Here is a 24,882-nt window from a genome sequence, read left to right as displayed (position 1 = left end):
CATCCGGTCTTCCTCGGCAGCCCACGTAGATCGCGCAGGCTTATTGGTTGGTTCGCCCGGTCTGCCGGGGATTGACGCCGCCTTGCGGCGTGGTGTCGTTATCGACATCTCCCTTGAAAGTGTTCTCGCCGTCCAGTTCCTCGTCCTCGTCGAGAAGATTGCCTCCCTTGATCGTGCCCCTGGAGGCGCCGATTCCGGGATTCTGCTTCAAATCCTTGTTGGTGGGCTTGGCCGTCTTTGGGTGAATGTTGCTGCTCATCGGAATGCCTCTCTGCAAGTAGCATGTGATGAGGTCGATCTACTGCACTGCCTTGAATTTGGATGGGCGCGCCGACCTGATCCTCTCCACGCGGGAGCTTAGGAAGCCTTTTGCGCGAACTCTTGAACGCAGGATAAGTTCCATGCGGAACAATTCGGCAGCGGGTCGGCTGATTTGCCGGCGATGACCGAGACCAGGAAATGTCGGCTCGGTGCCTGTTTTATCGCGTGCCGGACCACCGCATCGCTGAAACTAAAAGGCTGGGCCCTGTAGAACACAGGACCCAGCCGTCAAATCTGTTTGCTTGCCGAGACCGTCCAACTTTATGGCTCAGTCGCTGGGGCGGGCTCTCTTGCCAAAGAGGCGCCGGCTATTCCGCCGGTGACGGTTTCTTGCGGAACAGCGCCACCAGATTGTCCCACAGCTCGATCTTGGCGCCCTGGCGCTTCATGATCACGCCCTGCTGCAGGATCGACAGCGTGTTGTTCCAGGCCCAGTAGATGACGAGACCGGCCGGGAAGCCCGCCATCATGAAGGTGAAGATGACCGGCATCCAGGTGAAGATCGCGGCTTGCGTCGGGTCCGGCGGCGTCGGGTTCATGCGCATCTGCAGGAACATGGTGACGCCCATGATCAGCGGCCACACACCGATCATCAGCATATGCGGCAGCGTGACCGGAACCAGCCCGAACAGGTTGAAGATCGAGGTCGGATCGGGCGCGGCCAGATCCTGGATCCAGCCGAAGAACGGCGCGTGCCGCATCTCGATGGTGATGTAGAGCACCTTGTAGAGGGAGAAGAAGACCGGGATCTGCAGCGCCACCGGCCAGCAGCCGGCGAGCGGATTGATCTTCTCGGTCTTGTACAGCTCCATCATCGCCTGCTGCTGCTTCATCTTGTCGTCCGCGTATTTCTCGCGGATCTCGAGCATCTTGGGCTGCACCTTCTTCATGTTCGCCATCGACGCGTAGGACTTGTTGGCGAGCGGGAAGAAAATGGCCTTCACGATGACGGTGGTGGCCAGGATCGCCAGGCCGAAATTGCCGAGGAACTTGTAGAGCGTGTCGATCAGCCAGAACATCGGCTTGGTGATGAAGTGGAACCAGCCCCAGTCGATCAAAAGGTCGAACCGCTTGATATGGCGCTCTTCGGCATAGGCGTTGATCTTGCCGACTTCCTTGGCGCCGGCGAAGATTTCGGTCTCGACGGTCGCCGACTGGCCGGCCTCGACATTGATCGGGTCGGTCAGGAAGTCGGACTGGTAACGGTGGCGGCCATCCTCGAAATACGCATAGCGCGGCTGGAACGGCTGCTTCTCGGTCGGCACCAGCGTGACGGCCCAATATTTGTCGGTGATGCCGAGCCAGCCGTCGGTCGACTTGCCGGGCTGGTACTGCTTGTCCTTCTCGACCGACGCGTATTTGTGCTCCTGCAGGCCTTCCGTGCCGGTGAAGCCGATCAGGCCTTCATGCAGCACATAGGTGCTGGCGACGGCCGGCTTGTCGTAGCGCGTGACACGGCCATAGTTGAACAGCGAAACCGCGCTCGAGCCGGAATTCTGCACCGTGTCCGACACGGTGAACATGTAGTTTGCGTCGACGGAGAAGGTGCGCTTGAAGGTCAGGCCCTTGTCATTGGTGTAGGTGAGCGTCACCGGCGTCGACGGGGTCAGCGTCGGATTGCCGTCCACGCTCCACACCGTCTCCGCACCCGGCACCGCGCCGGTCTTGTCGTTGCCGACAAAGCCGATCTCGGCGAAATAGCCGGTGGGCAGCGCCTGCGGGTTGAGCAGCTCGATCTCGGGTGAATTCTTGTCGACGGTCTCGGTGTAGTGCTTGAGCTTGAGGTCGTCGAGCCGCGCGCCGGTCAAATTGATCGAGCCCTCGAGGCTCGGCGTGTCGATCTTGACGCGCTTGGATGCCGCCAGCGCCTGATCGCGGCCGGCCACGGTGACCACGTCACCGCCGGGCGCGTTGGGAATGGCGCCCGGGGTGGTCGCGCCTGGGGCCGGTGTCGATGCGCCTGGATTGGCCGCATCGGCCGCCTTCTTCTGTTCCTCGACGCGCTGCTGCTCGATCTTGGCGGCCTCGCGCTGCGCCTCGCTGCGCGGCAGCACGTAGAAGTACTGCCATACCGCCAGGATCAGCACCGACAGGGCGATGGTGATGAAGAAGTTCCGGTTGTTTTCCATCGAGAGCCCTTGGCCTATCGTGTTCCGCGAAGTCGGCGGGAGAGTTCGGCCTTCAACTGGCCGAAAGGGGCGCGCAGCGCATCATCGCGCCCGACGATGACATAATCATTGCCGGGCACCATGTCATCTGCGGCATGGACGCGGACGGCTTCTTTCAGCCGCCGCCTGACGCGGTTGCGCACAACGGCATTGCCGACCTTCTTGGTGACGGTGTAGCCGACGCGCGGCCCCCCGCCATCGCCGCGGTCGAGGACCTCGACGAGGAAAAACCGTCCGCGTCGCTTTTCACCACGACGGACGGCCAGGAATTCCGCGCGTTTCAGAAGCCGCTCGGGATTTTGCCCCACTGGCTTGCCGGTTGCGGGCAACGATCTCGTCTCGCTTAGGCGCTGAGCCGCTTGCGGCCGCGGTTGCGGCGAGCTGCGACGACGCCACGGCCACCCTTGGTGGCCATGCGGGCACGGAAGCCGTGCCGGCGTTTGCGGACGAGTTTGGACGGTTGGTAGGTACGCTTCATTTGTTTTAATACCGCGGGGTGCGGCCCTTCTTGATTCTGTCACTTTGTAACAGGAGCTTTGCCGGGCCGGTTTTGGCGCGATCGAAACCGCGCCGGGACGAATGGCCCGAGCGTGAGCGGGCTTATAGAAAGAAGGGTTTTGGAAGTCAATCCGGCGTCGGCGCCCTAAAGACGCACCTGTTTTGGAGCATCTATTTTTCCGACCAAGGGAGAAATTGGCAAAAAAGCCGTAATCGCCTAATCTTGGCTGATCAAGTGATTGTGAAGATCGAGTCGCATGAACGAAGCCAGCCAAGCAGGGGAAGGGACCGGACCGGCGTCAGCCGCTGTCCGCACGGTACCGCTGTCGCGTGGTCTGTCGACGAAGCTGCTGCTGCTCACCATCGTTTTCGTGCTGCTAGCCGAAGTGCTCATCTTCCTGCCCTGGATCGCCAGTTACCGGCTGAGCTGGCTCAAGGAGAGGCTGAGCACGGCCGCAGCCGTGTCGATCGTGCTGGTGCAGGGCGAGTCGACCTCGCTGTCGCGTACGGCCCAGAATGACGTGCTGATGGCGATCGGCGCCAAGGCGATCGCGGTGCGCGACGGCGGCGTGTCGCGGCTTCTGGTGGTGGCCGACATGCCGCCGCAGGTCGACGAACACATCGATCTCGCCAGCGTCGGCATGATCAAGGGCATGACCGGCGCGCTGGATACGCTGTTTTTCGGCGGCGACAGGATGCTGCGCGTCTTCGGGCCGGTCGGCGACAGCGACAAGGAGTTCGAGCTGATCATGCCGGACTATTCGCTCCGCAAGGCCATGCTCATCTATTCGCGCAACGTCGCTTTCGTCTCGCTATTGATCTCGCTGTTCACGGCCATGCTGGTCTATGCCGCGATCGACCTGATCATGATCGGGCCGATCCGTACCATGACGCGCTCCATGCTCTCCTTCTCGGAAGCTCCCGACGACCCTGGACGGATCATCCGCCCCGCTGCTCGTTCCGACGAGATCGGAGTGGCCGAGCGCGAACTGTCGCAGATGCAGGAGCGGCTGCAAAAGATGCTGGCCGAGCAGAAGCATCTGGCCGACCTCGGTCTCGCCGTGTCGAAGATCAACCACGACATGCGCAACATCCTGGCCTCCGCCCAGCTGATGTCGGACCGCCTGCGCCTGGTCAAGGATCCGACCGTGCAGGCCTTTGCGCCGAAGCTTCTGCGCGCGCTCGACCGCGCCGTCTCCTATTCGGAGGGTGTGCTTCATTACGGCCGCACGCAGGAGCCGCCGCCGTCGCGCCGCAGGGTGAGGCTGCGCCAACTGGTCGAGGACGTGCACGGCCTGCTCGACATCGAGCAGGGCATCGAGTTCATCAACGCGGTCGAGATGGCTTTCGAGGTGGATGCCGATTCCGACCAGCTCTTCCGGGTGCTCACCAATCTTTGCCGCAACTCGGTGCAGGCGATGGCGGCCGATACCGAAAGCGCCGTGGTGCGGCGGCTGGCGGTCTCGGCCGAGCGCATGGGCAGCGTAAGCCGCATCGCCGTCACCGACACCGGCCCCGGCCTGCCGCCGAAGGCGCGAGAAAACCTGTTCGCAGCCTTCCGCGGCTCGGCACGCAGCGGCGGCACCGGTCTTGGCCTGGCGATCGCGCATGAACTGATCAGGGCGCATGGCGGCACGGTGGAATTGGTCGAATCGATCGGCGGGCGCACCACATTCGCCGTCACCATCCCCGACCAGCCGGTGCGGCTCGACCAGGCCCGTGGCAGCCTGCGCCGCCCGGCCTGACGGCTTCCGTACCGTTGCCCCAAGATTACCACCTTGCGGACCCGTCGCTCTCTCCAACAGTTCCCGATCGCCAGGATCAGGCCGGTCACAGCGGCTCAAATGGCCGGGATGAGCGCCGGCATCGCCGCATGACAGGCTTGCGACAAAACTTTTGCCGGATCGGCTTGCTTTTCGCGAATTCAGTCGTTAGGGAACTGCACACATTCGCGGCCGGTCTTTCGGACCGGATCGCGGGGCTGTCGAAAACATGGCCTGATGCGCGCCCGTAGCTCAGCTGGATAGAGCACCAGACTACGAATCTGGGGGTCAGGAGTTCGAATCTCTTCGGGCGCGCCAAATCTCCTAAGCTGCGGTCTATCGGGTGCACGGCCGATGGCAGCGGCTCAGCCAAGTGCCGGCAAGCCGCCGCCGTCTCATCCCACCGAGCGTGCCGCCGCCCGGCCGGCGCTGCGGCCCGAGAAGATACAGCCGCCCAGGAATGTGCCTTCGAGCGCCGCGTAGCCATGCACGCCGCCGCCGCCGAAGCCCGCCACTTCACCGACCGCATAGAGGCCCGGCACCGGCTGGCCGCCGGCATCGAGCACGCGGCTGTCGAGATCGGTCTGCAGGCCGCCCAGCGTCTTGCGGGTCAGGATGTTGAGGCGCACCGCGATCAGCGGTCCGTTCGCCGGGTCGAGCATCTTGTGCGGCTTTGCCGTGCGGATCAGGCGGTCGCCGAGATAGGCGCGCGCGCCGCGCAGCGCGGTGACCTGCATGTCCTTGGAGAACGGATTGTCGAGTTGCATGTCGCGGGCGCGGATCTCGCGTTCGACCGTTGCGGCGTCAAGCAGCGGTTCGCCGCCGGCCAGCGCGTTCATGCGCGCGACCAGTTTCGAAAGATCGGCCTCGACGATGAAGTCCTCGCCCTTTTCCATGAACGCCTTGACCGGGCCGGGGATGCCGCTCGTGGCGCGGCCGAGCACCTGGCGCCAGCTTTTTCCCGTCAGGTCCGGGTTCTGCTCCGAGCCCGACAGCGCGAATTCCTTCTGGATGATCTTTTTCGTCAGGATGAACCAGGAATAATCGAAGCCGGTGCTCATGATGTGGCTGAGCGTGCCCAGCGTGTCGAAGCCGGGATAGAGTGGCACCGGCAGGCGTTTTCCCCGGGCATCGAGCCACAGCGAGGATGGGCCGGGCAGGATGCGGATCGCATGGTCTGTCCAGATCGGCGCCCAGTTCTTGACGCCCTCGACATAGTGCCACATGCGGTCGCGGTTGATGACCCTGCCGCCGGCGTGTTCCGATATGGCCAGCATGCGGCCGTCGACATGGTCCGGCACGCCGGTGATCATGCGCTGCGGCGCGTTGCCCAGCCGCGTGGGCCAGTTTTCCCGCACCAGCCGATGGTTGGCGCCAATGCCGCCGGAGGCGACGATCACCGCCTGCGCTTGCAATGCGAAATCGCCTGATACCTCGCGCGGGCTCTTGTGGCCGCGCTCGACAGGACTCGGTTGCAGGATGTCGCCCTGTACGCCGGTCACGGCTGCACCCGTCCGCGTCAGGGCATTGACCCGGTGACGAAACCTGAAGTCGATCAATCCCCGCTTTTGCGCCTCGCGCACGCGCAGCACGAAAGGCTCGAGCACGCCGGGACCGGTGCCCCAGGTGATGTGGAAGCGCGGTACCGAATTGCCATGGCCGATGGCGTTGCCGCCGCCGCGCTCGGCCCAGCCGACGACAGGAAAGAATTTCAGGCCGCGCTCGATCAGCCAGGAGCGCTTCTCGCCGGCGGCGAAGCCGACATAGGCCTCGGCCCATTTGCGTGGCCAGTGGTCTTCCGGCCGGTCGAAGGCGGCGGTGCCCATCCAGTCCTCGAGCGCCAGGTCATGGGAGTCGCGGATGCGCATGCGCCGCTGCTCCTGTGAATCGACGAGGAAAAGCCCGCCGAACGACCAGAACGCCTGGCCGCCCAGCGATTGCTCCGGCTCCTGGTCGACGATGATGATTTTCTTGCCCGCTTCCGCAAGCTCGGCGGCGGCAACCAGTCCGGCAAGGCCGGCGCCGACAATGATCACATCCGCGTCGTCAGCCATTTTTCCTCCCCAGGATTAGCCGGCTATGTAATATGGGTTTCAGACGGTCTCCCAGCCGCCTGTGTCGCCGGCGCGGAAGATGGCGTCGATGACTTTCTGGTTGAGCACGGATTCTTCCAGCGTGAAGACGCGCTCCTTGCCGCCAAGAGCTGCCCGCGCGAAGGTCTCGACCTCGAGCCTGTATTGCTGCGTGCCGGGGAAGCGGAACACCTGCGCCTCGGTGTGGTTCTGGTTGTGCAGTTCGACGCGGTGATGGTCGTAGAGCCCGGCATTGAAGGGCGAGAACAGTTCGATGAAACCCTTCTCGCCGTGGAACACCATCATCTGCCGCGCCGCCATCTGCGTCGACAGGTAGAAGGACAGCTCGAAATCGCCGAAATCGGCGCGGATCGATGAATAGATGTCGGTGCCGAATGTCTTGTCGCGCTCGATCGTCGCCTGTACGCGCAGCGGCTCCTTGCCGGTCGAGAAGCGTGTCGACACGGTCGGGTAGACGCCGATGTCGGGCAGCGCGCCGCCGCCGAGATCGAGCTTGTTGCGCATGTTGTTGGGGTCGACATTGTAGTAGGAAAACGCGCCCTGCACATGGCGCAGCCGGCCGATGGCGCCGCTGGCGATGAGATCACGCACCTTGATCCACTGCGGGTGGTAGATAACCATGAAGGCTTCGCAGACCAGCACCTTCTTCTGGTCGCGCACCTTGATCAGCGGCGCGATGTCCTTGGCATCGAGTGCCAGCGGCTTTTCGACCAGCACATGCTTGCCCGCTTCGATGGCTTTTGCAGTCCATTCGACATGCTGCGAGGTCGGTAACGGGATGTAGACGCCATCGACCTCGTTGGAAGCGAGCAACTCCTCATAGGAGCCGAAGGCATGGCGCGCGCCAAAGCGGTCGCCCAATGCCTTGGCCTTCGCTAGGTCGCGGCTGGCGATCGCCGACAGCACGCCGTTCTCCGCTTCGACGATTGCCGGCAACAGCTGCTCGCGGCCGATCTTGGCCGTCGACAACACACCCCATCGGAACATCACGCTTCTCCCTATAGATTACAGGCAAGGAGGTTTGCCTGAAATCGCTGGAAAAGCCAATGCAGGTCGCTAGGTTCCTCGCCCCACGAAAGCGGGCAAGGAACCCAGGCACCTCAGCCGCGCGCTAGCCCCTTTTCCCGGTCAGCGTCATGTCGAAATCGACGACGTTGGAATAGAGCGGCGTGCCGACATCCATGCCGTAGCGCGAGCGCAGCACCTTGCCGGTGACATGGAATTTGATCGTCCCGCCCTTCAACCCGTCGAGCTCGGCGGTGAATTTTTCCGGAAACGTCTTGCCGCGCGCCGTCAGCCTGCCGGTGACAAGGGCCGACGTGTCGCCGGTGCGGGTCACGCTGGTCGAGCGGAACTGGATTTCGGGACTGTTGGTCGCGTCGAACACCGCGTCGGAGCGCAGGAACGCATCGATGCGGCCTTGGCCGGTGCCGACGCTTTCGGGATAGATGGTCAGGTCGACTTTCGAACGGCTGACATCGTTGTTGTCGATGCGGATCATGCCCTTGAAACGGGCAAAGGCGCCGTCGAAACCGCCGCCGCCGGCCTTGCCGATGGTGAAGCGGATCGCGGAGCCAGTTTGGCTGATCGTATAGCTGCCGGCGGCATCGCCGAGCACGACCGCCGCATAAACAGGCATGGCAAGGCAGGCGGCGATAGCCGCCAATCCGAGGATTCGCGCACGCATTGGGTTGTTCCTTGTTAGGAGGAAGCGCTCTCTGGCGTCCTCACCCCACAAACGAGACCAAGGCGCCTTCTATTCCCCGGCTGACGAAGGCGTGATCATACGCGCGAGCACCCCGTCGCGAAGCAGGAAATGGTGGCGCAGGGCCGCCGCGACATGCAGGGCGACAAGCGCCGCGCCGGCATAGGCGAGATACCAGTGTGCCGACGTCCAAAAGCTTTCGGCGGCATCGGATTCGGCGAGCGGCAGGTTCGGCATGACGAACAGGTTGAACGGCATGCTGGGAATCTCCAGCGTCGAGACCGACACCAGCGCCCAGCCTGACAGGGGCAGGGCGACCTGGAAGGCATAGAGCGCCAGATGCGCCAGCGGCGCCGAGCGGCACTCCAGGGCGCCGACAGAAGGCGGCAAGGGCGGTGCCGCATTGCCGAGCCGCCAGGCGATACGCAGGATGATGAGCCCAAGCAGCAGGAAGCCCAGGGATTTGTGTAGCTGGATCAATTCGAAGGCCGTGCGTTGGCTCGGGGTCCTGACCATGACGAAGCCGAGCATGAACTGGCCGATGAAGATAATCCCGATCAGCCAGTGGAGGACGATGGTTACCCATCCATAGCGGGTCGCGGTGTTGGTGATTGAAGCCTGCATGCGAGGCGAACGTTGGCGCGGCCAGCTTTCTTCCCCTTGCCGACGAGGAGGAGAGTTGCCTACCCACCCACCTTGAAGAAATCGACGAAAGCCCTCAGCGCCGGCCGCATCTGGCGGCGGCTCGGGTAATAGACGAAGAATCCCTGGAAGGGTGGGCACCAGTCCTCCAGCACGCGGATCAGCCGTCCGTCGACGAGCGGCGCGTGGACATAGTCCTCGAAAACGAAGGCGAGCCCGGCGCCGTCGACCGCGGCCCGGGCGATCAGATGGTCCTCGTCGAGGATCAGCGGCCCTTGCACCGCCATCTCGACCTCCTCGCCGTCCTTTTCGAATTCCCAGCGGTAGAGGATGCCGCTGGAGAAGCGGAAGCGGATGCAGCGATGCTCGGCGAGGTCGCGCGGGTGGCGCGGCCGGGGCATGGCCTCGAAATAGGATGGCGCGCCCACCACCGCGCCACGAATGTCCGGCCCGATGCGCACGGCGATCATGTCGCGCTGCAGGCTCTCGCCGAGCCTGACACCAGCATCGAAACCGCCTGCCACCACGTCGGTGAAGCGATCCTCGATGATGATCTCCAGCACGATGTCGGGGTAGGCTGATGCGAAGGCGCTGAGCCGTGGCGTCAGCACCAGATGCGCTGACGTGCGCGGCACGCTGAGCCGCAAGTTCCCGGCGGGCCGGTCACGCGCCTCGACGGCCGTCTCCAGCGCCAGGTCGATCTCGGAAAGTGCCGGGCGCAATCGCTCCAGCAATTGCGCGCCTTCCTCGGTCGGAGCGACACTGCGCGTGCTGCGCGCCAAAAGGCGCACGCCAAGCCGTGCCTCCAGGCTGGAGACCGCGTGGCTCACCGCGGAGGGAGCTATCGCCAGTTCCCTGGCCGCGCCGCGAAAACTGCCGCATTGGGCAACGGCTGCCAGCACCGCGAGCTGTGAGAGATGTGCTCGGTTCATTGATCTATTTCATGGAACGACCCGTACGAAGAAGAGCCGATTATCGAACGTTCTGCAAGGCGTTATTTCCTAGGCATCACAACAAGGAGATGCGTGATGAAAACCCGCAAGCTAGGAACTGAACTCGAAGTCTATCCGGTCGGCCTCGGTTGCATGGGCATGAGCTTTGCCTATGGCGGCCAGCCGGAAGCCGAGGCGATCGCCACCTTGCACCGCGCCGTCGAGATCGGGGTCAACTTCTTCGACACGGCCGAGGTCTACGGCCCCTACGAGAACGAGATCCTGCTGGGCAAGGCGCTGAAATCGGTTCGCGATAAGGTGACGATCGCGACCAAATTCGGCTTCAAGATCCTGGAGGAAGGCACCGGCATGGATCGCATGGCCGGTGTCGACAGCCGTCCCGAGCACGTCAAGGCCGTCGCCGAGGCGTCGCTGAAGCGGCTCGGCACCGATGTCATCGACCTCTACTATCAGCACCGCGTCGACCCGGACGTGCCGATCGAGGATACGGTCGGCGCCATGGCCGAGCTGGTGCGCGAGGGCAAGGTGCGGGCGCTTGGCCTGTCGGAGGCAAGTGCCGCCACCATCCGCCGGGCACACGCAGTGCACCCGATATCAGCAGTGCAGAGCGAATACTCGCTGTGGAGCCGCGACCCGGAAGACGAGACATTCGCCGTCTGCCGCGAGTTGGGCATTGGCTTCGTGCCCTACAGCCCGCTCGGCCGCGGCCTGCTCACCGGCACCATCGCGAGGCCGGAGACCCTGAGCGACGACGATTGGCGCCGCACCTTGCCGCGCTTCCAGGCCGACGCCATGGAAGCCAATGCCAAGGTGATCGCCACGCTGGAAAGGATGGCGATGGAGAAGGGCGTCACCTCGGCGCAGCTGGCGCTGGCCTGGGTGCTGCACCAGGGCGACTTCATCGTGCCGATCCCGGGTGCGCGAAAAATCCGCCACTTGGAGCAGAATACGGCGGCGGCTGACATCGTGCTCAGCGCGGCAGAGGTCGCGGCGATCGGCGATGCGCTGTCGCCCGACAAGGTTATGGGCAAGCGCTATACGGAGGAGTTGCTGGCGCTGGTGAATGGGTGAAGGTGGAAAAGGGCGCGCCCTTTTATGCAGCGAATTAAAGGGCGTTGGCGCGAGGCACCCCCCTCTGTGACAGAGGGGGGTGCCTCGCGCCAACCTGAAACTCTGTTAGCTCACCACGGCACCACCGTAATCTCCGGCCAATACGCCCGCGCTCGCGCGCCCTTCTCCTCATGCGTCTTCCGGTTATCCATCAGCCGGCTGGGCGTAATTCGAAACGAAAAAAGGTCGTCGAGCCCGAACGGCGCCACGAGGTCCAGCTGCCCGTCGGCGTCGTAGCGCACCCCGACCGCATGCGTCTTCGAGGCAAAATAGCTGACGGATTGGCTGGCACTCGTATAGCGCGGGCACGGCTGCCCGAACTTTTGCGGATACCACAGATGCACGCGCGCCTGGTTGCGTACTTCCACCGGCAGTGGCAGTCCTTCGAAATGCCTGGCGGCCCGTTGGATCACCGCGTCTTCGGCCTCGTAGGACAGGTCGGAGTCGTCGAAATAAAACAGGTCGACATCCCTGATGCCGTAGCCCGATGGCTTGCCGGTCAGGTGGTTCCAGACGCTGTTGTAAAGCGCGCCGGAAACCACCAGCCAATCCGGCAGCGCAAGCGCGCGCACCCTCGCCAGCGTTTCGGCAAGCAGCGGGTCAGCCGCGACGATGTCGAGAAAAGCCGTACGCTGTTTCTCGAAGGAGAGCCCAGAATAGCGCAGATGGTCCATCGCCCTTTGGAGAGCGATTCGCCATCCGCTCGCAAGTCTCAGCCGCGCAGCACGCCGCCCGTCTGCTTACCGACATTCTCGACGATGCGCTTGGCAAGCGCCTCGAAATCCTCGTCGGTCAGTGTCTTCTCGACCGGCTGGATAGACACTTCGATGGCGATCGACTTCTTGCCTTCGCCCAGCGACGCACCCTCGAACACGTCGAAGACCGAGACAGCCGTGATCAGCTTCTTGTCGGCGGCAAGCGCGGCACGTACCAGCGTGCCGGCCTCGACTCCCTTGTCGACGACGAAGGCGAAGTCGCGCTTCACCGCCTGGAAAGCGGACAGGTCCAGCCTGGGCTTGGTCTTGGTCGGCTTGGCCTTCGGCTCGGGCACGGCGTCGACGAACACCTCGAAGCCGCAGAGCGGCCCCGAGACGTCGAGCCCTTCCAGCGTCTTCGGATGGAACTCGCCGAACGTGCCGAGCACGGTCTTCGGGCCAAGCTTGATCGTTCCAGAACGGCCGGGATGGTACCAGGCGGGTCCGCCGGCCTCGATCTGCAGCCGGTCGACCGGTGCGCCACAGGCTTCGAGTGCGGCGATCGCATCCGCCTTGGCGTCGAACACGCCGACCGGGCCCGAATTGCCGGCCCAGTTGCGGCCGGAGCCGTCGAGCTTGGCCGTGCCGCGGCGCACGCCGGCGGCGACGCGCCGCTGCTGGTCGGCGCCGTCGCCCTCATAGGTGCCCGAGACCTCGAACAGCGCCACGTCGCCGATGCCCTTGTCGGCGTTGCGCTGCGCGGCCGAAATCAGCCCCGGCAGCAGCGAGGGCCGCATGTCGGACATGTCGGCGGCGATTGGGTTGGCAAGCTTCAGCGCCGTCTGGCCGCCGCCGAACAGTTCGGCGTGTTTGGCCGGGATGAACGACCAAGTAACGGCCTCCATCATGCCGCGCACCGCAAGCGAACGCTTGGCGGCACGGGTGCGGATCTGCAGCGTCGTCAGGATCTTGCCGTTGACCACGTCATGCGCGCCGAGCGGCTGCGGCGCGATGTTGTCGACGCCATGGATGCGCATGACCTCCTCGACCAGATCGGCCTTGCCGTCGACATCGGGCCGCCAGGACGGCACGGTCACGTCGACGATGTCGCCCGATCCCTGCGCGTGGAAGCCGAGACGCGACAGGATGTCGAGGCTCTCCGCCTTTGGCACCTCGATACCGGTCAGCCGTTTCACTTCCGACAGCGGGAGCGGCACGATCTTCGGCTGATGCCCGGCATAGCCGGCCACCTCGGCCTCGGTCGGCGTGCCGCCGCAGAAATCGATCACCAGCTTGGTCGCCAGTTCGATGCCCGGCACCATGAATTCAGGGTCGACACCGCGCTCGAAACGGTAGCGCGCGTCGGTGATGATGCCGAGCGTGCGGCCGGTGCGGGCCGTGGTGATTGGGTCCCAAAGAGCGGATTCGATCAGCACGTCCGTCGTGTTCTCGTCACAGCCGGAGTGTTCGCCACCCATGATGCCGGCAATGGACTCGACGCCATTGTCGTCCGCGATCACGCACATCTCCGGCGTCAGCGTGTATTCGCGCCCGTCGAGCGCCTGCACCTTTTCGCCATTTTTGGCGCGGCGCACCACGAGCTTGCCGGCGACCTTGGCGGCATCGAAGACATGCAGCGGCCGTCCGCGGTCGAAGGTGACGTAATTGGTGATGTCGACCAGCGCGCTGATCGGCCTCAGCCCAATGGCGATCAGCCGCTGCTGGAGCCATTTCGGCGAGGGTCCGTTCTTGACATCCTTGACCAGCCTGAGGGCGAAGCCGGGGCAAAGCTCCGGCGCTTCGATCGTCACCTTCACCGGGCACATGCCGTTGCCGACATGCGGCATGATCGCCCCGCCGACGAGGCGGCCAAGCCCGCTCGCCGCCAGATCCCGGGCGATGCCGTAGACGCTGGTGGCGTCGGGCCGGTTCGGCGTCAGATTGATCTCGATGACCGGATCGTCGAGATGCGCATAGGACGCAAAGCTGGTGCCGACCGGCGCATCCTCGGGCAGGTCGATGATGCCATTATGCTCGTCGGACAGTTCCAGCTCGCGCTCGGAACACATCATGCCATGGCTTTCGACGCCACGGATCTTGCCGACAGTCAGCGTCACGTCGATGCCGGGCACATAGGTGCCGGGCGCGGCGAAGGCGCCGATCAGGCCGGCGCGGGCGTTCGGCGCGCCGCAGACGACCTGCACCGGCGGCTTGCCGTCGCCGGTATCGACGGTCAGCACCCGCAGCCGGTCGGCGTCGGGATGCTGCACCGCCGTCAGCACCTTGGCGATGACGAAGGGTTTCAACTCCGCCTTATCGTCGACATGCTCGACCTCGAGGCCGATCGAGGTCAGCCGCTCGACGATTTCGGCCAGCGTGGCGTCGGTTTCAAGGTGATCCTTGAGCCAGGAGAGGGTGAATTTCATTGGGCTGTTCCGTGGTAGCTGGCAGCAGGAGTCTTCAGGGCCGTCACGCGCTCAAGCCTCCGAACAACGTCGGCATGTCGAGCGGCCGGAAGCCGTAATGCGACAGCCAGCGCACATCCGCGTCGAAGAAGGCGCGCAGGTCGGGCATGCCGTATTTCAGCATGGCGATGCGGTCGATGCCCATACCCCAGGCAAAGCCCTGGTACTCGTCTGGATCGAGCCCGCCGGCCCTGAGCACATTGGGGTGCACCATGCCGCAGCCCAGGATCTCCATCCAGTCGGAGCCTTCGCCGAAGCGCACTTCGCCGGGCCTGGAGCGGTCGCACTGGATATCGACCTCGAGGCTCGGCTCGGTGAACGGGAAGAAGGACGGGCGAAAGCGCATCTTGACCTGCGGCACTTCGAAGAAGGCCTTGCAGAACTCTTCCAGCACCCACTTCATGTTGGCGACGTTGGCCGATTTATCGATCACCAGCCCTTCGACCTGATGGAACATCGGCGAGTGGGTGGCGTCGGAATCCTGGCGATAGGTCTTGCCCGGAATAACAATGCGGATCGGCGGCTTTTGCTTCTCCATGGTGCGGATCTGCACCGGCGAGGTATGAGTGCGCAAAAGCTTGCGCTCGCCCTTCTCGTCCGGCTGGAAGAAGAAGGTGTCGTGCATCTCGCGTGCCGGGTGGCCCTCCGGAAAATTCAGCGCGGTGAAATTATAGTAGTCGGTCTCGATATCGGGACCTTCGGCGATGGCGAAGCCGAGATCGCCGAAGATCGCGGCGATTTCGTCGATGACTTGGCTGATCGGATGGATGCGGCCGCGCTCGGCCGGCGACTGTCGCACCGGCAGCGTCACGTCGACCTTCTCAGCCGCCAGACGGGCGGCGATCGCCACATCCCTCAGTTCAGCCTTGCGGGCCGTCAGCGCCTCGGTGACACGGTTCTTGAGGCCGTTGATGGCCGGGCCCTTCACCTGCCGGTCCTCGGCGCTCATCGCGCCAAGCGTCTTCAGCATTTCCGAGATTGAGCCCTTCTTGCCAAGCGCCGAAACGCGCACCGCCTCGATCGACGTCTCGTCGGCGGCCGAGGCGATGTCAGCCATCAGGGTATTTTCGAGTGCATCAAGGCCAATGGTTGCGTCGTTCACGATCAAACTCGCTGCGTTGGAAGTCGGCTTAAGTGAAAGTCACTTTAAAAGTGAAATTCAGGCAGAGACAAAAGAACCCGCGCCAGCCGTGCCAGCGCGGGTTCCCCAAATCAGAATTTCGAATGCTTGGGAAGCGCTGGGCTCGGAGCCCGATCCCGAAAAGTTGCAGACTTTTCGGAAAAGATCGCGCTCCCCGCTAATTTCCCTGGAGCATGATGTTGTCCAAAAAGTCAGAAACTTTTTGGCATCATGCTCTAGGCGACAGCGCTTTCAAAAGCATTCGGAGTGGTGTTCTTGAGGTACTCAAGAGCAACCTTGGCCTTGGCCACCAGGGCGGCGAAAGCCTGCGGCTCGTGGATGGCCATGTCGGACAGGATCTTGCGATCGATCTCGATGCCGGCCTTGTTCAAGCCGTCGATGAAGCGGCCATAGGTCAGGCCATGCTCGTGCGTCGCGGCGTTGATGCGCTGGATCCACAGCGCGCGGAACGAGCGCTTGCGGTTCTTGCGGTCGCGGTAAGCGTACTGAAGCGACTTTTCCACCGCCTGCTTGGCAATGCGGATGGTGTTCTTGCGGCGGCCGTAGAAGCCTTTCGCGGCTTTCAGGACCTTCTTGTGCTTGGCGTGCGAGGTGACGCCTCTCTTTACGCGTGCCATGTCATGATCTCCTTAAAAGCAATTCCAGGTGCCTGGCGGCGTTCCGTTCGAAATTGCGTAAAACTGATGCGTGTCCGGACCGTATGCCTTAGAGGCCGTTCGGCAGAAAATTCTTGATGACCTTCTTGCCATCCGGTTCAGCCAGAACCATCGTGCCGCGGGCATTTCGAATGAACTTGTTGGAACGCTTGATCATGCCGTGACGCTTGCCGGCCGCAGCCGACAGGACTTTACCCGTACCTGTGATCTTGAACCGCTTCTTGGCGGCCGATTTGGTCTTCATCTTGGGCATTTTGCTACTCCGTATTGTTGGCGCACGATCGCGCTTCTTGTTCGCTCCGGGCCGACCAAAGCCCGAAAAGCAAATGAAACCGCCACGGCATGCCCTGCCGGGCGGTTTTCTTGGAACGGCGGTGCTATAGATCAAAGATGGAGCGGGCGCAACACCTCAGCACCGTGCGACGCACTGTCCCCGGTCAGGGCAGCCTAAACCAGACCGGCAGCATGCCCGACAACTGCGCGCCGTCGATCAGTTCGAAAGCCGGCAGCGCGATCAGGAACACCAGCCCGTCGAGCAGTGTGGTCAAAAGCAGGCTCGGCCTGAAGCTGCCGGTGTCGCCTTCCTGGTAGAGCGAAAGCTTGGGGAAGAAGCGCGGCACGCGTGCCAGATAGTCGGCATAGGGTGCACCGAGCGCCTCCTTGAGGAACTTCTCCTCGCGCAGGATGACGATATGGAAGGCACCGGCGCACAGAACCGCGAAAAGAATGATGCCGGAGAACGAGCCGATCTGCGCGCCGACGCCGGCGGCGGCCACGGTCGAGAACACGTAGAGCGGGTTGCGGGTGATCGAGTAGGGGCCGCCGGTCACCACCTCGGAGGATTTGCGCCCGCCTATATAGAGCGTCGCCCAGAGGCGCCCGACGATGCCGAGGAAAATCAAGAGCACGCCGAACATCTCGATCGTTTCGTGCACCGGCGTGTCCGGCGGGAAGGTCGACTGGCCGAACAGCAGCGCCAGAAACAGCACCACCACGAGCACGGCAAGCACCAGCCGGCGCATCTGCTGGTAGTTGCCCAGCCCATGTTTGACGTCCTTGACGTCCGAAACCTTGTCGTTGGCCATGCGGGAATCCGATCGTCGAAGAGCTTTGCCGGCGATCGCAGCTTTAAGCTAAAAAATAAGGCGTCCCGCCGATCGCCGGGACGCCCTGTAGCACAATTCGGGCGGATTTGGAGCGCGATGTCCGGGCCTGACGTCATCGTGATCCAAGTGGGTTCCGCAAACCTTAGCGCGGCGCCAGCACCATCATCATCTGGCGGCCTTCGAGCTTCGGCTCGGCTTCCACCTTGGCGATGGTCGCCACCTCCTCGCGCACCTTGTTCAGAAGCTGCATGCCGAGTTCCATATGCGCCATCTCGCGGCCGCGGAAGCGCAGCGTCAGCTTGACCTTGTCGCCTTCCTCGAAGAAGCGGCGCACCGCCTTCATCTTGGTTTCGTAGTCATGGCTGTCGATGTTCGGGCGCATCTTGATCTCCTTGATCTCGATGACCTTCTGGTTCTTGCGCGCCTCGGCCGCCTTCTTCTGGTTGGCGTATTTCAACTTGCCGAGATCGAGGATTTTTACGACGGGGGGGACCGCGTTGGGCGATATTTCGACGAGATCGAGCCCGGCCTCTTCGGCGAGCAGCAATGCGTCGTTGATGGAAATATCGCCGCGATTCTGGCCGTCGGCGTCGATAAGCTGGACCCGGGGAACCCGGATGTCACGATTGGAGCGCGGCCCATCCTTGGTCGGCGCCGCTGCTTTGAAAGGTCTGCGAATGGTCGTGGTCTCCTTGGCCGTTTCGTTCGGGATTTGTCGGTCTTGATACGTGGACGCGCCAATGTGGTGAGCGCGCGGGCGGAGTCAATAGCACAGCATTGACAGAAAATCACCCTGATCGCTGGCCTGCACCAAACAAAGAAACAGCGCGAGTACTTTTCGCCACGCCTCCGGCTGTGCCACAAGGACCGCGTGCCAAAAGACGGGCCTGAGGAAAAAACCATGATCACCACGCCCCCATCCTCTCTGGCTCCAACTTTTCTGGATGTCGACGGATCTGATATCGCGGTGCGCCATTCAGCCGGCTCGACGCCCGGCATCGTCTGGCTCGGCGGCTACAAGTCGGACATGCTGGGCACGAAGGCCGAGACGCTGTCGGACTGGGCGGCACGGGAAGGCCGGGCCTTCCTGCGGCACGACTATTCCGGCCATGGCGAATCCGGTGGCGCCTTCGCCGACGGCACGATCTCGAAATGGCTTGCGCAAAGCCTTGCCGTCTTCCGGCATTTCGCCAAAGGCGATCAGATCCTGGTCGGTTCGTCGATGGGCGCCTGGATCGCGCTGCGCATGGTGCAGGAATTGCGCAAGGCGGGCGACGCAAACGTCGTCGGCCTGGTGCTGCTGGCCCCGGCGCCGGATTTTACCAGCGACCTGATCGAGCCGGTGCTGACCAAGCCACAGAAGCGCGATCTCGCCGAAAAGGGCTTCTTCGCGGAACCCTCGGATTATTCCCCCGAGCCTTACGTCTACACCCGCGCCCTGATCGAGGATGGGCGCGATAACCGGGTGATGACCGGGCCGATCGACACGCATTGCCCGGTTCACATCCTGCAGGGACTGGCCGACGCCGACGTGCCGTCGAGCCATGCCTTGAGGCTGGTCAGCCTGCTGCCGGCCGACGATGTCACGCTGTCGCTGATCCCTGACGGCGACCACCGCCTGTCGCGGCCGCAGGATCTCGACATGCTGGTGCGGGCGGTCGGCGATATGGCCAGGCGAGGCCAGTGACGATGCGCCTGTCCATCCCGATCTCCGCCTTCGTCGCGGCCATCGTCGGTTTCGGCGGCACGCTGGCCATCGTCATTGCCGCCGCCAAGGCGGTCGGCGCGACGCAGGTCGAGACGGCAAGCGGTGTGACGGCGATCTGCCTGGCCATGACCGTCGAGTGCCTGTGGCTGTCATGGCACACGAAAATGCCTGTCATCACCGCCTGGTCGACGCCAGGCCTTGCACTGGTCGCCGCCTCGAGCGGCTTCTCGATGGGCGAGGCCGTCGGCGCCTATATCGTCACGGGCGTGCTGCTGGTCGCTACCGGCCTGTTTGGGCCGCTGACCCGGCTGATATCGAGAATACCGGCTTCGGTCGCCTCCGGCATGCTGGCCGGCATCGTCGTCACCTTCGCCATCAATGCCATGAAGGCCATCCCGGCGGACCCTTGGCTCATCCTGCCGCTGATCACGGCATTCTTCGTCATCCGGCTGTTCAATCCGGCGCTGTCGGTGCTGGCGGTGCTGGTTGGCGGTGGCCTTGCCGCCTTCCTTACGGGCCGTGTCGGCGGCCTGCCCGCGCCCGAACTGTCGACACTGACGTTTATCGCTCCCCATTTCACCGCCAAGGCGATCATCGGCCTGGCGCTGCCGCTCTACCTCGTCACCATGGCTTCGCAGAACCTGTCGGGGCTGGCGGTACTGCGGGCGGCCGGCTACCACCCTGAACCTGGCCCGCTGATCGGCGTCACCGGCCTGTTTTCGCTCCTGTCGGCACCATTCGGTGCCGGAACCACCAATCTGGCCGCGATCTCGGCGGCCATCTGCACCGGCCCTGACGTCCATCCCGATCCCGCCGAGCGCTGGAAGACCGGGCCGTTCTACGCGCTTGCCTATCTCGTCTTCGCAATTTTCGGCGCTTCGCTGGTGGCGATCTTCGCCGTCCTGCCGCAGAGCCTGATCGTGCTGGTGGCGGGACTTGCGCTGATGGGGTCGCTCGCCAACGCGCTGGCGATCGCGCTGAAGGACGAGGGCGAGCGCATGGCCGCAACCGTCACCTTCGTCGTGACCGCCTCCGGGCTGACGCTGTTCGGTGTCGGCGCCGCATTCTGGGGCCTGATCGCCGGGTTGGTCGTGCTTTTCCTCGATATGCTCAAAAAGCGATAATCATTTCAGGCCCTTGTTCGGTTTTGGCGGACATCGTCTTGAATCGCCGTTTTCGCCTTCCCATTTCGATTCCACGCAGCCGGTTCTGGCTGTCTCCAACCGAAGGAATGGGAGAAAATGAACACATCTGCATTGATCCGCCCGGCCTGGACGCCGGCGACCATCGCGTTGATGGTGATCGGTTTCATGGTGTTCTGGCCGCTCGGCTTCGCCATGCTCGCCTACATCATCTGGGGCGACCGGCTCGAGGGCTTCAAGCGTGACGTCAACCGCGCGACCGACGGCATCTTCGCCGGCTGCCGCCGTGGCTCCGACAAGGCCGCGCGCTGGGGCAACGGCTCCGCCCGCACCGGCAACGTCGCTTTCGACGACTGGCGCGAAAAGGAGCTTGAGCGTCTGAACGAAGAGCGCCGCAAGCTCGACGAGATGCTGACGCAGTTCGACGAGTATGCCCGCGAATTGCGCCGCGCCAAGGATCAGGACGAGTTCGACCGGTTCATGGCCAACCGCAACAAGTCGACCGCGCCGGCCAAGACCGATCCGAGCACCGGAACGACCCCCACCAAGCGTGGCAAAGGCTCGAACCTGCTCGACGACTGAAGCCCGGCGACAGGGCCAAGGTATGATAACGGCGTCGCGCGAGCGGCGCCGTTTCTTTTTTGTTCTATTCGTTCTCCTCGAATCGCGTATCGTCCCGCCATGACCATCGGGTTCTTCCGCAATCTGACGAAGCCCAAACCCACGCCTGTGGTGGAGCGGGAATATTGCGTCGCCGGCCGCACGCTGCCGCTCAAGATCGTCGAGAGCGCCAGGGCGAAGCGTCTGACGCTGCGCATCGATTCCGGCGGACAGGGCCTGCGCATAACCGTGCCGCCGGGCCTGCGCCGCGGTGAAGTGGACAGGTTCCTCGACCGCCACCAGGGCTGGCTGGAACAGCGGCTGGCCAAGGTGCCGACGCGGCCGCAGGTGCGTCCGGGCATAAAGATTCCGGTACGCGGCGTGGCCCACCGTATCGTACATGAGCCGTCAAAGCGCGGCACTGTCACCATATCGCGCGACGACCGCGGCCCGCTGCTGATCGTGCATGGCGACCGCATCCATCTGCCGCGCCGCATCGCCGATTTTTTGAAGCGCGAGGCCAAGAAGGAAATCGAAAAGCTGGTCGTCAAGCATACGGAGGCGCTTGGCAAACGCGCCAAGGCGATCCGCTACAAGGACACCTCCAGCCGCTGGGGCTCCTGCACCTCGGAAGGCAATCTGTCCTTTTCCTGGCGCATCATGATGGCGCCGCAGCCTGTCATAAACTACCTTGTCGCGCATGAGGTGGCGCATCTCAAGGAGATGAACCACGGGCCGAAATTCTGGAAATTGTGCGAAAAGCTCTGCCCCGACACCGATCGCTGCAAGGATTGGCTGAAGCGCAATGGCGGCGCCCTGCAGGCGATTGTGTTCGAGTAGGGCGCCTCAATCATCATTCGCCGCATTGAGCTCATCCGGCCGCAACCCTTCGTCGCCATGGTGCGGCCAGGGTAGAAAGTTCCGGTCGAAAGCTTCGCCGCCGAAATAATCCAGCGCTCGATGCGCCTCGGCGCCATTGAAGGCGGCTCTGTCCATGAGGTGCGCTATGACCTCGCGCGCCTGCGCGATCTTCTGCTTCAGTTCGGCAACGGTCTGGTCGGCCATGGCTGTGCTCCCGCCTTGCATGCTGTCCAATCCATAGGTAGCGCCTTTGGCCCTGCCGGCAAACAGCATGCTTTTTCTCGACTCTTGGCGCTTTTCGTGCCAATTCCCGCGCCATGGCGCTCGACATCAAGATCTGCGGCTTGAAGACCGACCAGGCAATGGCCGCGGCCCTGGCCGGCGGCGCCAGCCATGTCGGGTTCATTTTCTTTCCAAAAAGCCCGCGTTATGTTGAGCCGGCCGAAGCCGGCGGTCTGCGCGAAGCGGCTCGTGGCAAGGCCTCGGCGATTGCCGTCACCGTCGATGCCAGAGACGCCTTCCTCGACGAAATCGTCGAAAAGCTGCAGCCCGACATGCTGCAACTGCACGGCTCCGAAACCCCCGAGCGAGTGGCTGAACTGAAAGCCCGCCATGGGCTGCCGGTGATGAAGGCGTTGCCGCTCAGCGAGGCCGCCGATCTCGAACGGATAAAGCCGTTTGTCGGCATCGCCGACCGGTTCCTGTTCGACGCCAAGCCTCCAAAGGGCTCGGAGCTGCCGGGCGGCAATGGCGTCGCCTTCGACTGGCGCATTCTCGCCGGCCTTGACGCCGGGATCGATTACATGCTTTCCGGTGGGCTCAACGCCGCCAACATCGGCGATGCCCTTAGGCTGGCCAATCCGCCCGCGATCGACATTTCGTCAGGCGTGGAAAGCGCCCCGGGCGTCAAGGATCCGGCGCTGATCGAACAGTTTTTCCGGGCCGTCAGGGCCGCGCGGGACGACCGCGCTGCCTGAACAAAATTTCGAACCCTGAGCATGTCCCGGAAAAGTGGGAACCGGTTTTCCGACAGGACATGCTCAAAGTACAGATCTAGGAGATCGGCGATGAACAAGCCGGCGACACCCAATTCCTTCCGCACCGGACCCGACGAACAGGGCATGTTCGGCATTTTCGGCGGTCGTTTCGTTGCCGAAACGCTGATGCCGCTGATCCTCGACCTGGAAAAAAACTGGAACGAGGTCAAGAACGATCCGGAATTCAGGGCCGAACTGACCGGTCTTTCGACCCATTATGCCGGACGGCCGTCGAAGCTCTACTTCGCCGAGGGCCTGACCAGGCATCTTCGTGAGGTTTCCTCGGCGAAGGGCCTCGGGGGCGGCGCGAAAGTCTATTTCAAGCGCGAGGATTTGAACCATACCGGTTCGCACAAGATCAACAACTGCCTCGGCCAGATCCTGTTGGCCAAGCGCATGGGCAAGAAGCGCATCATCGCCGAGACCGGAGCCGGCCAGCATGGCGTGGCGTCCGCCACGGTCGCCGCTCGCTTCGGCTTTCCCTGCGTCGTCTATATGGGCGCGACAGACGTCGCCCGCCAGAGCCCCAACGTCTTCCGCATGAAGCTGCTCGGCGCCGAAGTGCGGCCCGTCACCGCCGGTCACGGCACGCTGAAGGACGCCATGAACGAAGCCCTTCGCGATTGGGTGACCAATGTCGAGGACACCTATTATTTGATCGGCACCGCGGCTGGCCCGCACCCCTATCCGGAACTGGTGCGCGATTTCCAGTCGGTGATCGGAACCGAGGCGCGCGCGCAGATCCTCGAACAGGAGGGGCGGCTGCCCGACACCATCATCGCCGCCGTCGGCGGCGGGTCCAATGCCATCGGCATGTTCCATCCCTTCCTCGATGACAAGGAGGTTCGGATCATCGGCATCGAGGCCGGCGGGCGCGGCCTCGACGGCATCGAGCATTGCGCCTCGATGAATGCCGGCTCCCCCGGTGTGCTGCACGGCAACCGCACCTATCTCCTGCAGAATGCCGACGGCCAGATCATGGACGGCCATTCGATTTCGGCCGGCCTCGATTATCCCGGCGTCGGCCCGGAGCATTCCTGGCTGCGCGACTCCGGGCGTGTCGACTATGTGCCGATCCTTGACGACGAGGCGCTCGAGGCCTTCAAGCTGACGACCCGCGTCGAAGGCATCATCCCGGCGCTGGAATCCGCGCACGCCATCGCCCATGCGGTCAAGATCGTGCCCGCCATGGACAAGGACCAGATCGTCATCGTCAACCTGTCCGGCCGTGGCGACAAGGACGTGCACACGGTGGCCTCGATGCTGGGCATGGAGATCTAGGCCCTTTGGACCGTTCGACCTGGGAGTTGATTATGAGCAAAATTCGTCCAAAGGGCCTGACATGACAACCCGCATCGACCGCCGCATGACGAAGCTGAAGGCCGAAGGCCGCCCGGCCCTCGTCACCTATTTCATGGGTGGCGACCCCGACTATGCAACCTCGCTGTCGATCATGAAGGCGCTGCCCGGCGCCGGCTCCGACGTCATCGAGCTCGGCATGCCGTTTTCCGACCCGATGGCCGACGGCCCGGCGATCCAGGCGGCGGGCCTCAGGGCGCTCAAAGGCGGCCAGACGCTGGTCAAGACGCTGAAGATGGCGTCGGACTTCCGCGCCGGCGACGATGAAACGCCGATCGTGCTGATGGGCTACTACAACCCGATCTACATCTATGGCGTCGACCGTTTCCTGAAGGACGCGATCGCCAGCGGCATCGACGGGCTGATCGTCGTCGACCTGCCGCCGGAGATGGATGAGGAACTCTGCATCCCGGCGCTGAAGGCCGGCATCAATTTCATCCGGCTGGCGACGCCGACCACCGACGACAAGCGCCTGCCCAAGGTGCTGCAGAACACATCCGGCTTCGTCTACTACGTGTCCATGACCGGCATCACCGGCTCGGCGCTTGCCGACACCGGCAAGGTCGCCACAGCGGTCCAGCGCATCAAGGGTCACACCAACCTGCCGGTCTGCGTCGGGTTCGGCGTCAAGACCGCCGAACAGGCGCGCGTGATCGGGGCCAACGCCGACGGCGTGGTCGTCGGCACGGCGATCGTCAACGCGGTCGCGAACGTGCTGGGGCCGAACGGTGAAAAGACCGCCGATCCGGCGGAGGCAGTCGCCACGCTGGTCAGCGGCCTTGCGCAAGGCGTGCGTTCGGCCCGCCTTGCTGCCGCCGAATAGTTTCCCTACGTCTTTACCCAACTCTTCGTCAGGACA

The 24,882-nt window shown here is 63.6% G+C and carries 26 protein-coding genes and 1 tRNA gene; 10 read left to right on the top strand and 17 right to left on the bottom strand.

All coding sequences use genetic code 11. The annotated features are described in order from the left end of the window. Nucleotides 1-40 precede the first annotated feature (40 nt). The 4 genes from FJ954_RS00980 to rpmH all read right to left on the bottom strand — a co-directional run bounded on the left by FJ954_RS00980 (nucleotide 41) and on the right by rpmH (nucleotide 2,967). Entirely contained in the window at nucleotides 41-259 is a 219-nt protein-coding gene (locus tag FJ954_RS00980) for a hypothetical protein (protein WP_015314392.1), read from the bottom strand. Between the two features lie 370 nt (nucleotides 260-629). Beyond that, nucleotides 630-2,450 carry a membrane protein insertase YidC gene (yidC, locus tag FJ954_RS00975; protein ID WP_015314391.1) on the bottom strand — a complete coding sequence of 607 codons (1,821 nt, stop codon included), beginning with the start codon at nucleotides 2,448-2,450 and terminating at the stop codon, nucleotides 630-632. 14 nt (nucleotides 2,451-2,464) lie between these two features. Continuing rightward, complete coding sequence (rnpA, locus tag FJ954_RS00970; RefSeq protein ID WP_140660126.1) at nucleotides 2,465-2,818, bottom strand: ribonuclease P protein component; 354 nt, start codon at nucleotides 2,816-2,818, stop codon at nucleotides 2,465-2,467. Nucleotides 2,819-2,832: 14 nt separating this feature from the next. Next, a complete protein-coding gene (rpmH, locus tag FJ954_RS00965; RefSeq protein WP_008833937.1) occupies nucleotides 2,833-2,967 on the bottom strand; it encodes a 50S ribosomal protein L34 in 135 nt (44 codons plus the stop codon). A gap of 277 nt (nucleotides 2,968-3,244) precedes the next feature. Here rpmH and FJ954_RS00960 point away from each other — a divergent pair, with 277 nt between their 5' ends. Together FJ954_RS00960 and FJ954_RS00955 are read left to right on the top strand one after the other, a co-directional pair. Continuing rightward, nucleotides 3,245-4,732: a HAMP domain-containing sensor histidine kinase gene (locus FJ954_RS00960; RefSeq protein ID WP_140660125.1), complete on the top strand. Its 1,488-nt coding sequence runs from the start codon at nucleotides 3,245-3,247 to the stop codon at nucleotides 4,730-4,732. Nucleotides 4,733-4,991: 259 nt separating this feature from the next. After that, nucleotides 4,992-5,068: transfer RNA gene (locus tag FJ954_RS00955), tRNA-Arg, on the top strand. Between the two features lie 77 nt (nucleotides 5,069-5,145). Here FJ954_RS00955 and FJ954_RS00950 read toward each other — a convergent pair. The 5 genes from FJ954_RS00950 to FJ954_RS00930 all read right to left on the bottom strand — a co-directional run bounded on the left by FJ954_RS00950 (nucleotide 5,146) and on the right by FJ954_RS00930 (nucleotide 10,122). Continuing rightward, nucleotides 5,146-6,804 (bottom strand): FAD-binding dehydrogenase, encoded by a 1,659-nt coding sequence (locus FJ954_RS00950; protein ID WP_140660124.1) that lies wholly within the window; start codon nucleotides 6,802-6,804, stop codon nucleotides 5,146-5,148. Between the two features lie 39 nt (nucleotides 6,805-6,843). Beyond that, nucleotides 6,844-7,830: a Gfo/Idh/MocA family oxidoreductase gene (locus tag FJ954_RS00945; protein ID WP_015314387.1), complete on the bottom strand. Its 987-nt coding sequence runs from the start codon at nucleotides 7,828-7,830 to the stop codon at nucleotides 6,844-6,846. A gap of 124 nt (nucleotides 7,831-7,954) precedes the next feature. Next, entirely contained in the window at nucleotides 7,955-8,530 is a 576-nt protein-coding gene (locus FJ954_RS00940) for a YceI family protein (protein WP_140660123.1), read from the bottom strand. A gap of 69 nt (nucleotides 8,531-8,599) precedes the next feature. Beyond that, entirely contained in the window at nucleotides 8,600-9,172 is a 573-nt protein-coding gene (locus tag FJ954_RS00935; RefSeq protein ID WP_140660122.1) for a cytochrome b, read from the bottom strand. A gap of 59 nt (nucleotides 9,173-9,231) precedes the next feature. Then, complete coding sequence (locus FJ954_RS00930; RefSeq protein ID WP_140660121.1) at nucleotides 9,232-10,122, bottom strand: LysR family transcriptional regulator; 891 nt, start codon at nucleotides 10,120-10,122, stop codon at nucleotides 9,232-9,234. A gap of 96 nt (nucleotides 10,123-10,218) precedes the next feature. Between FJ954_RS00930 and FJ954_RS00925 the strand changes: the two genes are divergently transcribed. Beyond that, nucleotides 10,219-11,214, top strand: a complete 996-nt coding sequence (locus FJ954_RS00925) for an aldo/keto reductase (RefSeq protein ID WP_140660120.1) — start codon at nucleotides 10,219-10,221, stop codon at nucleotides 11,212-11,214. Nucleotides 11,215-11,324: 110 nt separating this feature from the next. On the opposite strand, the gene FJ954_RS00920 is transcribed toward FJ954_RS00925, so the two are convergent. The 7 genes from FJ954_RS00920 to infC all read right to left on the bottom strand — a co-directional run bounded on the left by FJ954_RS00920 (nucleotide 11,325) and on the right by infC (nucleotide 17,995). Continuing rightward, the gene (locus FJ954_RS00920) at nucleotides 11,325-11,927 is read right to left on the bottom strand and encodes a nucleotidyltransferase family protein (RefSeq protein ID WP_015314382.1); all 603 of its coding nucleotides are present in this window, start codon (nucleotides 11,925-11,927) and stop codon (nucleotides 11,325-11,327) included. Nucleotides 11,928-11,965: 38 nt separating this feature from the next. Next, nucleotides 11,966-14,374 carry a phenylalanine--tRNA ligase subunit beta gene (gene pheT, locus FJ954_RS00915; RefSeq protein WP_140660119.1) on the bottom strand — a complete coding sequence of 803 codons (2,409 nt, stop codon included), beginning with the start codon at nucleotides 14,372-14,374 and terminating at the stop codon, nucleotides 11,966-11,968. 43 nt (nucleotides 14,375-14,417) lie between these two features. Next, nucleotides 14,418-15,470 (bottom strand): phenylalanine--tRNA ligase subunit alpha, encoded by a 1,053-nt coding sequence (gene pheS / locus FJ954_RS00910; RefSeq protein WP_224525363.1) that lies wholly within the window; start codon nucleotides 15,468-15,470, stop codon nucleotides 14,418-14,420. 299 nt (nucleotides 15,471-15,769) lie between these two features. Next, complete coding sequence (gene rplT / locus FJ954_RS00905; protein ID WP_006201247.1) at nucleotides 15,770-16,171, bottom strand: 50S ribosomal protein L20; 402 nt, start codon at nucleotides 16,169-16,171, stop codon at nucleotides 15,770-15,772. A gap of 88 nt (nucleotides 16,172-16,259) precedes the next feature. After that, complete coding sequence (rpmI, locus tag FJ954_RS00900; protein ID WP_006201248.1) at nucleotides 16,260-16,463, bottom strand: 50S ribosomal protein L35; 204 nt, start codon at nucleotides 16,461-16,463, stop codon at nucleotides 16,260-16,262. 184 nt (nucleotides 16,464-16,647) lie between these two features. Next, nucleotides 16,648-17,295, bottom strand: coding sequence for an isoprenylcysteine carboxylmethyltransferase family protein (locus tag FJ954_RS00895; protein WP_140660118.1), 648 nt, complete (start codon nucleotides 17,293-17,295; stop codon nucleotides 16,648-16,650). A gap of 163 nt (nucleotides 17,296-17,458) precedes the next feature. Then, nucleotides 17,459-17,995, bottom strand: coding sequence for a translation initiation factor IF-3 (gene infC / locus FJ954_RS00890; protein WP_023772325.1), 537 nt, complete (start codon nucleotides 17,993-17,995; stop codon nucleotides 17,459-17,461). Nucleotides 17,996-18,217: 222 nt separating this feature from the next. On the opposite strand from infC, the gene FJ954_RS00885 reads away from it, so the two are divergent. From FJ954_RS00885 to FJ954_RS00870, 4 genes are all read left to right on the top strand, one after another. Continuing rightward, on the top strand, nucleotides 18,218-19,003 hold the full coding sequence (locus tag FJ954_RS00885) for an alpha/beta hydrolase (protein WP_140660117.1): 786 nt from the start codon (nucleotides 18,218-18,220) through the stop codon (nucleotides 19,001-19,003). Nucleotides 19,004-19,005: 2 nt separating this feature from the next. Continuing rightward, nucleotides 19,006-20,148, top strand: coding sequence for a benzoate/H(+) symporter BenE family transporter (locus FJ954_RS00880; protein ID WP_140660493.1), 1,143 nt, complete (start codon nucleotides 19,006-19,008; stop codon nucleotides 20,146-20,148). A 117-nt stretch (nucleotides 20,149-20,265) separates the two neighbouring features. Then, on the top strand, nucleotides 20,266-20,748 hold the full coding sequence (locus FJ954_RS00875) for a DUF2852 domain-containing protein (RefSeq protein ID WP_127873324.1): 483 nt from the start codon (nucleotides 20,266-20,268) through the stop codon (nucleotides 20,746-20,748). Between the two features lie 99 nt (nucleotides 20,749-20,847). Continuing rightward, entirely contained in the window at nucleotides 20,848-21,606 is a 759-nt protein-coding gene (locus FJ954_RS00870) for a M48 family metallopeptidase (RefSeq protein ID WP_140660116.1), read from the top strand. Nucleotides 21,607-21,612: 6 nt separating this feature from the next. Here the strand turns inward: FJ954_RS00870 and FJ954_RS00865 are convergent, their stop codons facing one another. After that, on the bottom strand, nucleotides 21,613-21,831 hold the full coding sequence (locus tag FJ954_RS00865; RefSeq protein ID WP_041163587.1) for a hypothetical protein: 219 nt from the start codon (nucleotides 21,829-21,831) through the stop codon (nucleotides 21,613-21,615). A 113-nt stretch (nucleotides 21,832-21,944) separates the two neighbouring features. Between FJ954_RS00865 and FJ954_RS00860 the strand changes: the two genes are divergently transcribed. The 3 genes from FJ954_RS00860 (at nucleotide 21,945) to trpA (ending at nucleotide 24,846) form a co-directional block, all read left to right on the top strand. Next, nucleotides 21,945-22,604 (top strand): phosphoribosylanthranilate isomerase, encoded by a 660-nt coding sequence (locus FJ954_RS00860; RefSeq protein ID WP_140660115.1) that lies wholly within the window; start codon nucleotides 21,945-21,947, stop codon nucleotides 22,602-22,604. 90 nt (nucleotides 22,605-22,694) lie between these two features. After that, nucleotides 22,695-23,945, top strand: a complete 1,251-nt coding sequence (gene trpB / locus FJ954_RS00855; protein ID WP_140615145.1) for a tryptophan synthase subunit beta — start codon at nucleotides 22,695-22,697, stop codon at nucleotides 23,943-23,945. A 61-nt stretch (nucleotides 23,946-24,006) separates the two neighbouring features. After that, nucleotides 24,007-24,846 carry a tryptophan synthase subunit alpha gene (gene trpA, locus FJ954_RS00850; protein ID WP_140660114.1) on the top strand — a complete coding sequence of 280 codons (840 nt, stop codon included), beginning with the start codon at nucleotides 24,007-24,009 and terminating at the stop codon, nucleotides 24,844-24,846. The last annotated feature ends 36 nt before the right edge of the window (nucleotides 24,847-24,882 follow it).

Origin of the sequence: Mesorhizobium sp. B2-3-15 (genome assembly GCF_006442875.1) — a bacterium.
In the GTDB taxonomy this organism is placed as follows: domain Bacteria; phylum Pseudomonadota; class Alphaproteobacteria; order Rhizobiales; family Rhizobiaceae; genus Mesorhizobium; species Mesorhizobium australicum.
Note: the sequence above shows the minus strand (reverse complement) of the source record. Positions and strands in the feature narration are given on the sequence as shown.